At 29.7% G+C, this 15038-nt stretch carries 17 protein-coding genes, 1 pseudogene and 1 riboswitch; of the genes and pseudogenes, 10 read left to right on the forward strand and 8 right to left on the reverse strand.

All coding sequences use genetic code 11. The features are described from left to right. Window positions 1–8 precede the first annotated feature (8 nt). The 4 genes from SAMSHR1132_RS08440 to SAMSHR1132_RS08455 all read right to left on the reverse strand — a co-directional run bounded on the left by SAMSHR1132_RS08440 (window position 9) and on the right by SAMSHR1132_RS08455 (window position 4858). The gene (locus tag SAMSHR1132_RS08440; RefSeq protein WP_001159041.1) at window positions 9–1190 is read right to left on the reverse strand and encodes a bifunctional 3,4-dihydroxy-2-butanone-4-phosphate synthase/GTP cyclohydrolase II; all 1182 of its coding nucleotides are present in this window, start codon (window positions 1188–1190) and stop codon (window positions 9–11) included. Window positions 1191–1200: 10 nt separating this feature from the next. Continuing rightward, the gene (locus tag SAMSHR1132_RS08445; protein ID WP_000493879.1) at window positions 1201–1833 is read right to left on the reverse strand and encodes a riboflavin synthase; all 633 of its coding nucleotides are present in this window, start codon (window positions 1831–1833) and stop codon (window positions 1201–1203) included. A gap of 6 nt (window positions 1834–1839) precedes the next feature. Further along, window positions 1840–2883, reverse strand: a complete 1044-nt coding sequence (ribD, locus tag SAMSHR1132_RS08450; protein ID WP_000077336.1) for a bifunctional diaminohydroxyphosphoribosylaminopyrimidine deaminase/5-amino-6-(5-phosphoribosylamino)uracil reductase RibD — start codon at window positions 2881–2883, stop codon at window positions 1840–1842. Window positions 2884–3010: 127 nt separating this feature from the next. Beyond that, a riboswitch (FMN riboswitch) is annotated at window positions 3011–3146 on the reverse strand. A 215-nt stretch (window positions 3147–3361) separates the two neighbouring features. Further along, window positions 3362–4858, reverse strand: a complete 1497-nt coding sequence (locus SAMSHR1132_RS08455; RefSeq protein ID WP_001261656.1) for an FAD/NAD(P)-binding protein — start codon at window positions 4856–4858, stop codon at window positions 3362–3364. Window positions 4859–5371: 513 nt separating this feature from the next. Here SAMSHR1132_RS08455 and SAMSHR1132_RS08460 point away from each other — a divergent pair. The 3 genes and pseudogenes from SAMSHR1132_RS08460 to SAMSHR1132_RS08470 all read left to right on the forward strand — a co-directional run bounded on the left by SAMSHR1132_RS08460 (window position 5372) and on the right by SAMSHR1132_RS08470 (window position 7339). After that, window positions 5372–5689 (forward strand): ArsR/SmtB family transcription factor, encoded by a 318-nt coding sequence (locus SAMSHR1132_RS08460; protein ID WP_000120602.1) that lies wholly within the window; start codon window positions 5372–5374, stop codon window positions 5687–5689. Next, window positions 5686–6978 (forward strand): arsenite efflux transporter membrane subunit ArsB, encoded by a 1293-nt coding sequence (gene arsB / locus SAMSHR1132_RS08465; RefSeq protein ID WP_042355923.1) that lies wholly within the window; start codon window positions 5686–5688, stop codon window positions 6976–6978. Before SAMSHR1132_RS08460 ends, arsB begins: the two co-directional genes overlap by 4 nt. A gap of 16 nt (window positions 6979–6994) precedes the next feature. Further along, a pseudogene (locus tag SAMSHR1132_RS08470) lies at window positions 6995–7339 on the forward strand (arsenate reductase/protein-tyrosine-phosphatase family protein). A 198-nt stretch (window positions 7340–7537) separates the two neighbouring features. Here the strand turns inward: SAMSHR1132_RS08470 and SAMSHR1132_RS08475 are convergent. Further along, a complete protein-coding gene (locus SAMSHR1132_RS08475) occupies window positions 7538–8395 on the reverse strand; it encodes an N-acetylglucosaminidase (RefSeq protein WP_001032829.1) in 858 nt (285 codons plus the stop codon). 277 nt (window positions 8396–8672) lie between these two features. Then, window positions 8673–8897: a hypothetical protein gene (locus SAMSHR1132_RS08480; protein WP_000384170.1), complete on the reverse strand. Its 225-nt coding sequence runs from the start codon at window positions 8895–8897 to the stop codon at window positions 8673–8675. Between the two features lie 199 nt (window positions 8898–9096). On the opposite strand from SAMSHR1132_RS08480, the gene SAMSHR1132_RS08485 reads away from it, so the two are divergent. Together SAMSHR1132_RS08485 and SAMSHR1132_RS08490 are read left to right on the forward strand one after the other, a co-directional pair. Next, entirely contained in the window at window positions 9097–9567 is a 471-nt protein-coding gene (locus tag SAMSHR1132_RS08485) for a sigma-70 family RNA polymerase sigma factor (RefSeq protein WP_000395493.1), read from the forward strand. 19 nt (window positions 9568–9586) lie between these two features. After that, a complete protein-coding gene (locus SAMSHR1132_RS08490) occupies window positions 9587–10024 on the forward strand; it encodes a competence protein ComK (protein ID WP_001197220.1) in 438 nt (145 codons plus the stop codon). Here the strand turns inward: SAMSHR1132_RS08490 and SAMSHR1132_RS08495 are convergent. Continuing rightward, window positions 10017–10460: a hypothetical protein gene (locus tag SAMSHR1132_RS08495; RefSeq protein ID WP_000038426.1), complete on the reverse strand. Its 444-nt coding sequence runs from the start codon at window positions 10458–10460 to the stop codon at window positions 10017–10019. The genes SAMSHR1132_RS08490 and SAMSHR1132_RS08495 overlap by 8 nt on opposite strands. 289 nt (window positions 10461–10749) lie before the next feature. Between SAMSHR1132_RS08495 and SAMSHR1132_RS08500 the strand changes: the two genes are divergently transcribed. Both SAMSHR1132_RS08500 and SAMSHR1132_RS08505 read left to right on the forward strand, forming a co-directional pair. Beyond that, window positions 10750–11385 (forward strand): CPBP family intramembrane glutamic endopeptidase, encoded by a 636-nt coding sequence (locus SAMSHR1132_RS08500; RefSeq protein ID WP_042355925.1) that lies wholly within the window; start codon window positions 10750–10752, stop codon window positions 11383–11385. Between the two features lie 181 nt (window positions 11386–11566). Continuing rightward, on the forward strand, window positions 11567–12187 hold the full coding sequence (locus SAMSHR1132_RS08505; protein WP_000492907.1) for a CPBP family intramembrane glutamic endopeptidase: 621 nt from the start codon (window positions 11567–11569) through the stop codon (window positions 12185–12187). A gap of 282 nt (window positions 12188–12469) precedes the next feature. On the opposite strand, the gene SAMSHR1132_RS08510 is transcribed toward SAMSHR1132_RS08505, so the two are convergent. Then, the gene (locus tag SAMSHR1132_RS08510; RefSeq protein ID WP_001096490.1) at window positions 12470–13183 is read right to left on the reverse strand and encodes a transaldolase; all 714 of its coding nucleotides are present in this window, start codon (window positions 13181–13183) and stop codon (window positions 12470–12472) included. A gap of 257 nt (window positions 13184–13440) precedes the next feature. Here SAMSHR1132_RS08510 and SAMSHR1132_RS08515 point away from each other — a divergent pair, with 257 nt between their 5' ends. The 3 genes from SAMSHR1132_RS08515 (at window position 13441) to SAMSHR1132_RS08525 (ending at window position 14690) form a co-directional block, all read left to right on the forward strand. Further along, window positions 13441–13743, forward strand: a complete 303-nt coding sequence (locus SAMSHR1132_RS08515) for a hypothetical protein (RefSeq protein WP_000091424.1) — start codon at window positions 13441–13443, stop codon at window positions 13741–13743. Between the two features lie 231 nt (window positions 13744–13974). Continuing rightward, the gene (gene crcB / locus SAMSHR1132_RS08520) at window positions 13975–14340 is read left to right on the forward strand and encodes a fluoride efflux transporter CrcB (RefSeq protein ID WP_001199739.1); all 366 of its coding nucleotides are present in this window, start codon (window positions 13975–13977) and stop codon (window positions 14338–14340) included. Next, on the forward strand, window positions 14337–14690 hold the full coding sequence (locus SAMSHR1132_RS08525; protein ID WP_000626064.1) for a fluoride efflux transporter FluC: 354 nt from the start codon (window positions 14337–14339) through the stop codon (window positions 14688–14690). Before crcB ends, SAMSHR1132_RS08525 begins: the two co-directional genes overlap by 4 nt. The last annotated feature ends 348 nt before the right edge of the window (window positions 14691–15038 follow it).

Below are 15038 nucleotides of genomic sequence, written 5' to 3' on the forward strand. Positions count from 1 at the left end.
TTATCCTCCTAAATTAAATGACCCATTTTTAATTTTTTTGTTTCCATATAATCATGATTATGTACCGTTTCTGGCACAATGACTTCTATTCTTTCTGCAATATTAATACCATATTGCTTTAAACCTTCAAATTTGCTTGGATTATTACTTAATAAATTGATTTGTTCAACATTAAAATATTTTAAAATTTGCGCCGCAATATGATAATCACGTAAATCTTCATCAAAACCTAATGCTAAATTTGCAGTTACAGTATCATATCCTTGTTCTATTAATTCATATGCACGTAATTTATTTAATAAACCTATGCCTCGACCTTCTTGAGGAAGATATATTATCATACCGCCCTGGTCATTAATATATTCCATAGATGCTTCAAGTTGTGCACCACAATCACATCGTTGGCTATGGAAAATATCACCTGTCAGACATGCTGAATGTAATCGAACATTTTCATGTTGTCGGATTGGACCTTTAGAAAGCACCACGATTTCTTCATCTGTATAAGTCGCTTTAAATCCATACATATCAAATGCCCCAAAGTCTGTAGGCATTTTTACTTTTGCTTTAAATTCAATTTCTGGTTCTAATTTTTTACGATATTCAACTAAATCCTCAATTGTGATCATTTTCAATTGATGTTTTTCTCTAAATAGTTGTAAATCCTGACCTTTGGCCATTGTGCCGTCATCATTCATTATTTCACAAATAACTCCAGCTGGCTTGGCACCAGTAAGTCTTGCTAAATCAACAGCCGCTTCAGTATGACCATTTCTTGCTAATACACCTTTATCTTGTGCTACTAATGGAAACAAATGCCCAGGACGGTTGAAATCTTTTGCAATACTATTTGAATCTATCAGTTTTTTAGCAGTTAATGTACGTTCAAATGCACTAATGCCGGTTGTAGTATCAATATGGTCGACGCTCACAGTAAATTGAGTTCCATAGACATCCGAATTATCATTCACCATTTGTACTAATTCTAATCGTTCTGCAATATCTTTAGACATTGGTGCACAAATGAGGCCTCTTCCTTCTTTCGCCATAAAATTAATAGTCTGATCGTCCATCCATTCAGTGACAGCAACTAAGTCACCTTCATTTTCACGATTTTCATCATCAACCACGATAATTGTTTCACCATTTTTCAGAGCTGCTAAAGCACTCTCTATATTATCGAATTGCATAATACCCCTCCTAAAATCCAAATGCTCTTAATTTATCCGCAGTTAAATGATTGTTGTTTTTATTTAAAATATTTTCAACGTATTTAAACAGTACGTCCGTTTCCAAATGTACATCATCACCTATTTTTTTTGACGCTAAAATTGTAGAACGTCTTGTTTCGGGAATAAGGTGAATATCAAATGCATTTGCATGCTTATCAAAAACTGTCAAGCTCACACCATCTACAGTTATTGAACCTTGTTTAACTAATTGTTCAATAATATTATTAGAACATTGGATAGTAATAATTTTGGCATTTGTAGTTTCGTTTATTTTAGAAATTGTTCCAAGTTCATCGACATGACCTAATACAAAGTGACCACCAAACCTACCGTTACCACTCATTGCACGTTCTAGATTCACTTCAGACTGTCGTTTCACATCTGCTAAATAGGTTTTATTTTCAGTACCTTTAATAACTTGTACAGTAAAAGAGGTTGGACTAAAATCAATAACTGTTAAACATGCACCATTCACACTAATCGAATCACCAATATGCATATCTTCAATAATTTTATGTGCTTCAATTTCAATCGTTCTTACCGATTGACGAATTTGTACATTTTTAACGACACCTATTTCTTCAACGATGCCAGTAAACATGCATCATCACTTCTTTCGTAAAGTTAATTTGACATTTTGATTTAATAACTCGGAATGAACAATTTCAAATTGGTTTGTGTCTGGAATTTCCATCACTTTATTCGTTTGATAAAATTGATAATTTCCAGATCCGCCAATTAATTTCGGGGCAAAATAGAGAATAAGTTCATCTATAAAATTAGATTGGAGAAATTCTGAAGTAATCGTTGGCCCTGCCTCGACTAGCAAAGTACCAACACCTTTTTTATATAAATCATGAAGTATTGTTGTTAAATCACATGACTTCAAATAAATAATTTCAACATGTGTTTTATTCGTTGTTAAATTTGGATTTTCAGTATATATCCAAATTGGCGTTGATTCATCTTGGTAAATTTGTTTATTAAAACTAATATTTCCGGACTTTGACAAAATTATCTTTGTTGGATTTTTTCCATCTTGAATACGTGTTGTATATTGCGGATTATCTAATTCGATCGTGCCACGACCTGTTAACACAGCGTCATGGTTATGCCTTAATTGATAGACATCTTGTTTAACCTCTTTATTCGTAATCCATTGACTTTGTCCATAGTCATTAGCTTGTTTACCATCTAAACTTGCAGAAACTTTTACAGTAACTTGTGGTATTTGCTGTGCTTTCGCTTTGAAAAAATCACTATATAAACGCGCAGCACGTTCATCATTAACACACTCTACTTCAATACCACTAGCGCGTAATTTATCATCACCATGTGTATCTAACGAATCATCTTTTGTAGCATAAATTACTTTGGCAATTTTGCACTCTATAATTTTATTAACACATGGTGGCGTAGAACCAAAATGGCTACATGGTTCTAACGTGATATAAATAGTTGCATCAACGGCATCTTGTTTGGCCATGTCTAAAGCTTGAACTTCTGCATGTTTGTCACCTTTCTTCAAGTGTGCACCGATACCTACAATTCTACCTTCTTTAACTACAACTGCACCAACAGGAGGATTAACACCCGTTTGCCCTTGTACCATGTTCGCAAGTTGAATCGCGTAATCCATAAATTGACTCAAATTATCACCTCTATAAACAAAAATCCTCACATCAAAAAATCCGATGCAAGGAGTAAAAATATATCGTTAAATAAGCCTATTTGTAATTAATTTTACAAATACGCTACATTATCTGTGTCGATAACTGATATTCTTTCTCCCATCCAGACTTTAACTGTCGGCTCTAGAGTCTCACTAGATCAGCCACTAATATACAAAATATTAGCGGGTCGCAGGCTTAATTTACTGCCGGTTGGGAATTTCACCCTGCCCCGAAAGAATTATTTATGAAATTGTTATAGATCATTTGAGTTTATAGTATGTCTACTACGTTTAAAATGATACTATATGTTTTCAGAAAATACAATTAATGTCGGTTTGAATATACGTATTTAGTTATTTAAAAACATTATATTCAAAAAGTTGATTTTTGTTTTTTTTGAACACACTCTCTATTCATTTCAGTTTAGATTTATATAAAATATAGTATGCCATTTTATCAATTAAGATGATTTTGTTGTTCATAAGATTCTAACACTTCATATAATTGAGACACTGTATTCGCAACTTGTTCAACAATCATCTTCACACCATTGCGCAGTTTATTAACACCATTTGTCATTTGTCCTATTGCTATCATATTAGTCAATGTGCCAAATCTAGGACTAATGACTTGATTAGTTTCAGGTATGATTTGTATCCCACCCATTGGATGCGCTTGTACAATTTGTCTGTTCTCAAGATTTTTCATTAACTGGTCATCTTCATCTAATTCAGATAAATGATTTTTTGCACCAGTTGCATTAATCACAACATTGAATACATCTTTTATTTCTTGATTATTGTATGAAAAGTGATACAAATTATTATTATAAACTATATCATCCAAACCTTTTTTTAATATTAAAGACTCATTTTCAATTAACTGAATGATTAGCTTAGCTGTTCTTGGTGGCATCGGATTAGAATTTAATTGAATGATTTTACTATACTTATTGTTAAATCTATACTGATCTTCGATATTCAAACTATTCCATATCCAATTTAAATTTTCTTTTAAATGTTCGATAATACTTTGAAATATTCCCATCTCTTTTGGATTATTTAAATCATATTTTAAGTCCTGAATATGATTTCCTGTACGTCTTTTGACTAACTTTATAAAGTCTATATTGTAGTCATCACACTCTTTTAAAAATAATGAAACTAAAGTATCAAGGGGCGCATTACCGAAATGTATTTTCTTAATTTCATTCAACTTCTCTTTTGTTAAATAATTAAATTTAATATCAATCATTGTGCCACGCACACTAGGTAAATTAGCAGAACGGCTTGTCATTGTAATTGGTAATTTTGGATGGTGTGCAGCTACGTATCGAACGACATCCAAGCTTGCAAGACCTGTACCCACAATAGCAATTTCATCATCATCGTTAACTTCGTCTAAAGTATGATAGGTAGGATAAGGTGTCGCAATATATCCTTTAGTTCCTTTTAACTTATATGGATCATGATAAGCAAATGTACCACATGTTAGAAATATATAATCATATTCTTTCCAAGATTGTTTTGTATCAGTTGTACAAACATAAAATGTTAATTTAGTCTCATCTATTTTGGAATTCGTATAAATTTCTTGGACTTTGTGAAATTTAGTAGTGATATTACTATATCTTTTCAAATACATTAACAAATAAGATTTCATGTAATGCCCGAAAACAAATCTTGGTAAATATGTAGGTTGATCGAATGTGAATTCTGTTTGTTGTTGGTACCACTTCCAAAATTCTGATTCATCATCTAAATTTAGACTCATCTTTTTTGAAGGCATATTGATTAAAAGTTCTGAACTATCATTTTGAAACGGTACGCCTTGTCCCATATTAACTTTATCATCGTATAAATCTATATCTAGTTGTTTAAACTTAGGATGCTTAACTAATTCTTTTAAAACGCTTACTCCAGCTGTTCCCATTCCTATAATTGCTACACGCATACATCATCCATCCTTTAGTAGTTCAAAATATTGCAATTCTGGTATTATCAATAATTATATCAATTTGACTTATTAGTTTAAAATTTGTTAGTGAAACTTACTCACATATTATCAAATAAATAAAACCTATAAGCTTTCATTCAATAACAACAATATTGTTTGTGTTAAAATATCAAAAATGAGGTGATCAAAATGAAATTCATAGCAAAAATTTTAATCTCGCTAGTCATTCTATTTATGATTCTTAGTCGTAAAAATAAAGCATCTTAATTAATACCCTAGAATATAAATTAAATTCAAAAAAGGTAATTGACCATGTTATCTAAACTTGGCCAGTTACCTTTTTTTGAAAAATAACGATATTAAATTTTCAATTTTTTTTATTTATGTGACGATTCTCAACGTTGTACCACATATTCTACTTTTATGCTATTGTCGAAAAATGATAAACAGCAATACTTAGACATATATCTATATAGATGATAATCTATTTAAAGTCTAGGAGGTATTGTTATGTCATATAAAGAACTAGCAAGATTTTTAAAAATTTTATCTGATCCAAGTAGATTAGAAATACTAGATTTACTCTCTTGTGGAGAATTATGCGCTTGTGATTTACTAGAGCATTTTCATTTCTCTCAACCTACACTAAGCCATCATATGAAAGTATTAGTTAAAAACCACTTAGTTATAACACACAAAATCGGAAATAAACACATGTATCAACTTAATAAGAATCTTTTTGAGTCTGTAATTAATAATTTGGCTACCGTTCACACCTCAAATCAACGATGTATTTGTCATGCACTGAATAATGGTAAATGTTCATAATGACTATTTTAGCAATTATCATTTTTCTGTTAACTTTAATCTTGGTTTTATGGCAACCTAAAGGCTTAGATATAGGTGTTTCAGCTTTAATCGGCGCCCTCATCGCTATGATTACACGTGTAGTTAGTATTTCTGATGTTTACGAAGTAACAACCATAGTCTGGAATGCGACTTTAACTTTTGTCTCTGTAATTCTTATTTCATTAATATTAGATAAAATTGGATTTTTTGAATGGTCTGCCATCCACATGTTGCATGCTTCAAAAGGTAATGGTTTAAAAATGTTTGTTTTTATCATTTTGTTAGACGCCATTGTTGCAGCATTTTTCGCTAATGATGGCGCAGCCTTAATCCTAACTCCAATTGTATTAGCTATGGTAAAAAATATCGGGTTCAATAAGCGTGCAATATTCCCGTTTATTATTGCAAGTGGTTTTATTGCTGATACTACATCTTTACCATTAATCGTAAGTAACTTAGTTAATATCATTTCTGCTGATTATTTTAATATCAGTTTTGTTCAATACTTTATTCGAATGATTATTCCAAATATATTCTCGCTATTAGCAAGCATTCTCGTATTGTGGTTATATTTTAGAAAAGCTATACCTAATACATTTGATGCAAAAAACATAAAAAATCCTAGAGACGCAATTAAAGATATGAAGCTTTTTAAGATTTCGTGGGTCGTTTTAGTCATATTGTTATTCGGATACTTAATAAGTGAATTTACTAAAATTCCCGTATCAATATTTACCGGGATTATTGCGTGTATATTTTTACTATTAGCTCGAAAATCTAACGCAGTAAGTATTAAACATATAATTAAAAATGCACCGTGGAATATTGTTTTATTTTCACTTGGTATGTTTATTGTTGTTTTTGGCTTAAAAAATGCTGGAATCACTTTAATATTGGCTCATATATTATCCAACATTTCAAATTATGGACTATTTAACACAATTATGGGTATGGGCTTTATATCAGCTTTTTTATCATCTGTTATGAATAATATGCCTACAGTTTTAATAGATGCCATTGCTATAGGTCAAACAAATGTCAATGACATATTAAAAGAAGGCTTAATCTATGCAAATGTCATCGGTTCAGATTTAGGCCCTAAAATCACACCAATTGGCTCTTTAGCTACATTATTGTGGCTACACGTCTTAGCACAAAAAGACGTTAAAATTTCGTGGGGATCTTATTTTAAAACAGGAATTATGACTACAATTCCAGTACTATTTATAACTTTATTAGGATTGTATCTATCATTAATTCTTTTTTAGAAGAAGGTATTTCATATTGAATACAAAAACAATTTACTTTATTTGCACAGGTAACTCATGTCGAAGTCAAATGGCTGAAGGTTGAGCTAAACACATACTAGGCTGAGATTGAAAAGTACATTCTGCGGGGATTGAGATACATGGTGTTAATCCGAAAGGCATAGAAGCTAAGAAAGAAGTAGTCATTTATATATCTATCCAAACATCTGATTTAATTAATAGTAATATCTTAAAAAATTCAAATTTAGTCGTAACATTATGTATTGATGCAGATACCAATCCCCCTACTTTACCACCAGATGTTAAGAAGGAACATTGGAGATTTGATGATCCTGCTGGTAAGCCTTGATCAGCATTCTAACGTGTGAGTGACGAGATTAAAATGGCTATCGAAAATTTCAAATCAAGATAAAGGTTCAACAATAGAAAATTATAAAGCATCAAGGAAACCTTCAAAACCTTTATTTTCAAAAAATAAAAATACGCTTTCTATTTCATTGCGATAGAAAGCGTATTTTTGTAATTGAACAAGTCAGATCATAACTTATCCCTTATTAAATTATTGTTTGTTTAAATGTTTGCTATCATCTTTATACACAAAGTATTTGAAGTATTTACCTTCTGTCTTCATGTTTTTATAGAAGTCAGCAATAATCGTTGCATTACTTTCTGCCCACTTAATATCAGTTGCATATTGATGTTCACCAGGATTCTTAGGGTTCCATCTCATACTATATAAAGTATTTTGGTCTGTACTTGATAAGAAGTGCTTATGAATGAAATCAGCACCGCCAGAAATAGCTTTTTCAGGTGTATCCCAACCATGTTTTTTTGCGTATTCTGCACCAGTTTTTATTGGGTCTTTATCAAGAGCGCCTACACCATAAAAATTATAGTATTTTTTGCCGTCGATTTTGACTCCATTTGCTAATTCACTTTTTACTGCACCAGTTTCCAATAATGCATGTGAAATTAAATAAACTTCATTAACGTGCTTTTCTTTTGCGGCTTTCAAGAAATCATCTGTATGTTTCAATAATGTTGGTCTATCTACTAACATACGTTTAATTCTATTTTTATCGATGCCTTGATACTTAGACAAATCTAAGAATTGATATTTTTGCTTTTTATCATCAATAAAGCTACCACTATTCATTGCACTTTTTATTTCAGTTGCTGATGCATCTCTCCATGCATCATTTTTTTTATTTGATACCTGTTGACTCGTATAGTTGTTTATTTGTTTCTTTGCTGCATCGTTTAATGTAACATTTAACTTTTCAATTTTAATGTCTGATTTAACATGTTTGAAAAATATCTGATCGGATATCATTGAGAAAAATAAAAATGAGACAACAGCAAATATGATAACAAGTCCTATTATTCCAAAAATAGAACCTTTCTTGTGCTTATTCATATCCACACCTCTTAGGTCATTGTTGTTATACATTCAGTTTGATTACGATAATAAAGTTTAACATTATTAAAACCGTTTAACAATTTTATCTATGCATTGTTACATATTCATAAATAAACAGTAATGTAAATGAAACGTTTTAAACGATTCATCAACATAAGCGAAACCATTTTTATGCATCACTGACGTAAATTATTTTATAAAGCTTTTTAAAATTTTAGTAAAGAAGCTATTGATCAAGTAAGTAATGAAATAACTTAATTTTAGCTATCTATTATTATTTTGTTTCTTTTTTATAATCCATCATGATAAAGCTGGCAGCATTTGATCTATTTTTATAATAATACTGGTTTAAATCAATCGTACCCTCTATTTGACCATCACGATACATCATTTCATTATTAAAATTATTTATCATCACGAAATCGGCACGATCTCTTATAACATCTAAATCATCGTTTCGTGCGAAAAAATGTTCTAAATTTAAATGTGCGTAATCCATTGTTACCTCCCGATTACAAATTTTGTTCAATTTACTATATAGCAAAGTAATGATATATCAAATCACATTAATTTAATTACTTATGTCTTCTATTTAACACTTAAATTAGCGATTACGCAAATGAATGATTTTCAAAAATACTTTATCATCACTTTATCCGGAAATATTTCGCTATACGTATAGCATGGAGATATATACTTTGGAATTTAATGATGTATTTAAAAAGCACCACAAAATCATTCACCATCTTTTAAAAAAATATAACATTAAGTATAATTATGATGAGTTTTATCAACTACTTTTAATTAAAATGTGGGAATTGAGTCAAATATATAAACCCTCAACCAACCATTCTTTATCTTCATTTTTATTCTTACGCTTAAATTTTTATCTTATTGACTTATTTCGCCAACAAAATCGTTTAAACGATGTCATTTTATTAGAAAACAATTCACCTATATTATTAGAACAACCTGTATATTGTAGTAACTTTGAATTATATTTTCAAGACATATGTAAGGTTTTGAATTGTAGAGAACGACAATGGCTAAAGCTATATCTTGACGGATATAAGCAATACGAAATTGCTAAAGTTATGTCATTATCAAAGTCAACAATTAAATTAATCAAGGCATCTGTTAAGCGTAAATGCCATCATATTTTTAATTAGCTTTAAAGGAGTAATTTATTTGCAAGTCATTTCTACTAAACATTTACTTTATATCAAAACTGCATCTTCGAATCATATTAAAACAGATTGTGTTTTCCTAAATTATAATTATCATCTTCCTATTTCAGTAAATAAATTAATCGCATATTACGCGAAACTTCATTTAAAAACACCAGAATTACAAATTGAAACCGCAAAAAACCTACTGAATATTAACAAATTAATTCCTATTTACCTTGACCACAAAACGATACTTTTCCCCATAAAACAAAAGCGTGCACCGATACAAATTTATATCAATGCACACTATATTATTGGTATGACTGCTAAAAATGATTCAACTTTAATACATTTTAAGAAAGGCATTACGTTAGAAGTTGATGAGCCAATTTCACTTATTTCGAAAAAATGTCATGAAAGTCTAGCACTTAAACATTTTATTGAACATACTATTTAGAATTAAATTTTAGTTCTAGTAATTTCTTAGTGAAATATGATGTTACGATTTTAATTAAATATATACTGACAAACATTAATAAAATCGCTCCAATAATTGTTAATATCACAACTGTTGTAGTTAAGTCCACCTTAGGATTAACGAAAAATTGTACACCTGATAGGCTAGTAATTAATCCAAACAAGAAAATGCCCAGTAATGCAACATATGCAAGAATCATCATAATTAAAATTAGAAACATACTATAACTTTTCGCTTCTTTATCTTTGAAAATGTATTGTCTTAAATATGCATTAGCAAATGTAATTGGTTTATTAAAATTCACATTGTCAGATTCAGAGATTGATGCCAAATGTTGATCTAATTCAAGCTTTTCCTTTTTATTTAAAAACCATAATTGCTTTTTCACTTTTTTATCAAACAATTTTTTACTCATAATTAAGGATTTCTCTCCTTTGATTTTTTGACCTCATTTTAAAATGCAAAGTCAAATAACATTGTATTTTATATATTTTACAGAAATATATGCATCAAATCTACAAAATTCATTTTACAATTTCATTTTGTGTTCATTTAAAGTTATAAATCGAATGTTATATTTACTATTTATACATGTAGATTTAAAGCACCTTTAAATACATGTGTAGTTTTCATATAATGAACGTAGTAATCACTATAAATACCAGTTGAATTAATTTTTTAATAATAAGGAGAAATCAGTTATGATTAAAAAATTCAATCAATTCTTTTACGATGATTTATCAGTTACTCAAGGAAATTATTTTTTCACACTGCTAAAAGGAATTTTTATTGCGATTTATTTCCTCATCGCAATTGTTATTTGTGAATTACATTTACTATATGGTTTACTTACAATAATGGTCGGTATCTTCCTTCTAAAAATACTAAAAATAAACCTATTTTCGCTTAAAAAAATAACATTGCCACAAATTGCCCTTATAATCGGTGGTACCCTTTTACTTTTTGGCTTAGACAACATTTACTTATACTTTCATGAAACGCCTAAAAATCAACAAACATTGGAAAATGAAATAAAGAATATGCCATTATACTTTTCAATTCTTACTGTCGCAGTTACTCCAGCTCTTTTAGAAGAAATTATTTTTCGCGGCATTTTAATAAGAGTTATATTTAGAAACCATTTATTACTAGGTTTAGTTGTGTCTAGTCTAGCTTTTGCATCATTACATGAATCAGAAACATGGATTGGATACTTACCTTACCTTTATTCGGGAGTAATTTTTGGACTAGCATATTTAAAAACAAGACGATTAGAAGTTGCTATCTTAATGCACTTTCTAAATAATCTCTCCTCTTTATTCATTATACTGTGGGGGTAATGTCAGTTTAAAATGATAATTTGAAATGATACACATTGATTGCATCTCAATATGTTATCTATAAAACTATATACAATACAAATTAATAACACACAAGCTTTTAAAGCAATAATAAATCTTGTATAATTAACTTAATTTTTATAAAAAATTAAACATCCATCTTTATATTAGGAGAGTTAATATGTTTTCGAGGAACAACAATGTATTTGTTGATGATTTATCTGTAACAAAGGATAATTATTTAATTGCAGTTTTAAAGATGTTACTCATTTTTTTAGTTATTAATTATGGTACAGACTTCAGTATTGAACATGAGTATATAGGGTTATTCATCATATTGCTTGGTGTTGTACTTCTCAAAGTTTTAAATATTAATCTGTTATCTTTCAAAAAATTAAAATTCACTCATATTCTTTATATTATTTTTGGCTATTTGCTAATGTATGGGTTGGATAGCTTATATGCTATGTTCGCACCACCTACATTAAATGAAACGTTGATAGATGAAGAGTTTGAAGATATACCTTTCCACTTATCTCTAATCAGCATTGCAATAATTCCACCAATCACGGAAGAAATCATATGTCGTGGATTGATTTTACGGGTTTTATTTAGAAACCATCTTTTCTTAGGACTAATTGTATCAAGCATATTCTTCGCACTAATACATGCATCTGACACACTGATTGGTTATCTTCCTTATTTTTATTCAGGTTTAATTTTTGGCTATACTTACTTAAAAACAAAACGATTAGAGGTACCAATTTTAATACATTTTATAAATAACCTCTTAGCTATTTAGCATTAAAGTCATTCAGCTTCACTATATGATTAATCATTATTTATTTTGAAAATTGCAACATGACACTAAAATTATAACAATGTAATAAATAGGTAACTTTTCATTTGTTATTGGACATTTACTTTTTGGAATTATATAAATACAACAAAGCCACACGCCGGACTTAAATAGGTGTGTGGTTTTCTTAATTTATTGTTTAACTATTTATGTGTGGCTCCAATTACATATCAATTAAGAACCCCCATAGGCACAGTGCCTATGAGGGTTTAAATGTATTTTAAATTATAAAATAGAAAGTCCTGAACTTTGAATATCTTTTGCAAAGCCTTTAACTGTATCAACTGGTAATTCATTAATGTCGCGACCTAAGTTTGTGTTCACTTTTTTAACAACATCTGCTGGACATGTAATAATATCTGCACCAATTTCATCAGCTTGAATGACATTGAATAATTCACGGCAACTTGCCCATAATAACTTAACGCCTTCTTTGCTGTGTGTCACTTCCACCGCTTCTTTCATCAATGGTAATGGATCTACACCTGTATCAGCAATTCTTCCTGCAAATACTGAAACATATGTTGGTACGCCTTCAGTTACTGCTTCTGTAATTTCTTTAACTTGTTCGATAGTATATACCGCAGTTACATTTAATCTTACATTGTCAGCTGAAAGTTTTTTAATTAATGGAATAGTTGACTCACCTTTTGTATTAACAATTGGAATTTTAACGAAAACATTGTCACCATATTGTTTTAAAATTGCTGCTTCTTTTTCCATCGTTTCTAGATCATCTGCAAACACTTCGAACGAAATAGATGCATCTGGAATTTCTTTTACAGCTTCTTCAGCAAATGCTTTATAATCTGTAACACCCGCTTTTGCCATTAAACTTGGATTTGTAGTAAAACCATCCACTTGTTTGTTTTTATAAGCCGCTTTCATTTCTTCAATATCTGCACCGTCTGCAAATACTTCAACATTTAGTTTAGCCATATAGTATAGCCTCCTTGGTTCTTATTAAAATTTTACAACATCTGCATGTCTTTTTCTTACAACCATTTGTCAAAAATGATTTTTATTTCTTTGTTATATAAAACATTTATATCACGCTTTTATAATATTAAGCTAATGTTTTGCCTAGAAAATGAATAAATTACTTTTGCAACATTGTGTCAAGATAGTAATTAAACTATTGTTTTACGGTTGTTTATGATACGATATGTTAATGATAATCATCCAGGAGGTCAAGCATGTCTCGTTCAAAAAAACACTTTTACTTATCGAGCTTAATGATTATTTTAAGCTTTTTCTTTAATACAAATAATGTTTTTCTAAGTGGACTTTTTAATTCTTTCATAAAATTAATATTCTTCTGTAGCATTGTTAATTCAATTATTCTTATTTTGGCGATAATATTTGCAGATCGTTCAATAAAAGCATTAAAACCTGATGCTGATTGGATCAGAATTGCCAGTAAAAGTTTGCCATGGCTTATTTTAATTGTAATTTTAGTTCATATATTTTCAATCGTTCATACATTTGGCTTAATTTAAGTCAAATCACTAAAACATTTATTTGATTCTTATTTAACATCAAAGTAAATACCATTGGCTCATAAAAAAATGCCAATGCTTCATAAAATCTTTACATCATTTCTGTATTTCCATAGACAACATGATATAACTATATTGAGGTTTGGCAATTACGTGATTTTTTATAATCGCAACATTGTCAAAACCTCATTTTTGATTGAAGACAAAACTTTTTCATTCGAGGTGACTCAATTGCAATATTTATATATTTTTATAGGTGGTGCTATAGGTGCACTTTTACGTTACTTAATTTCATTTCTAAATGTATCTGGTTCATTTCCTGTTGGTACTTTTGTAGCAAATTTAATAGGCGCCTTTGTTATGGGAATTTTAACTACATTGTCCATTTCTTTTTTTAAAAATCGTCCAACATTAAAGAAAGCAATTACAACAGGATTTTTAGGTGCATTAACGACTTTTTCAACATTTCAAATAGAATTAGTACATATGTTTAACCATCAGCAATTTATAATATTACTATTATATGCCGTAACAAGTTATGTGCTAGGAATCTTTTTATGTCACTTCGGTATGAAAATCGGAGGTGCCCTATCATGATATCTACATTATTAGTAATGATTGGTGGTGGCTTTGGTGCAGTTGTTAGAGGTGCATTAACAGATTACTGTAATGCTAAATTTACATCATCGTTGCCAATCCCAACACTTATTGTAAACCTCATAGGTAGCTTTCTCATCGGACTTATAATGGGAATGGCAATTTCAAACACGTGGTTATCTGCACTTTTTGTCACAGGATTTTTAGGTGGCCTTACAACATTTTCAACATTAGCTAAAGAACTTACATTAATGATGACTCCTAAGCTTAAGTTAACACATTTTATCAATTATTCACTTTTACAATTCATTATAGGATTTATTGCCTGTTATATCGGTTTTCATATTTAAAAAATAATGCTTTATTCAGTAAAATGGTAATCTCACATCCTAAACTGAATAAAGCATTTTTAATTTTGAATCAATCATAATATATTGTTGGATTTTTAAGTAAATTTATATTGGTATTTAATATATCAATCAAATCTTTATAAATTAACGTTGAACAACCTTAGACAAAAACCAAACTTCTTGAGGTTTATTTTCACCATAAAACCTAAGAAAAGCAAAATTAACATATTGCAAAAATGAAGCTGTTTCATGGTCTCCTGCCTCGTTTAACTTCTCTGATCAATTGAAACCTATCTTTAATTAAAACCACTTTGAAATACTTCGCGCTATCCTTCAAAGACTTGTTTT

Origin of the sequence: Staphylococcus argenteus, from assembly GCF_000236925.1 — a bacterium.
GTDB lineage: Bacteria > Bacillota > Bacilli > Staphylococcales > Staphylococcaceae > Staphylococcus > Staphylococcus argenteus.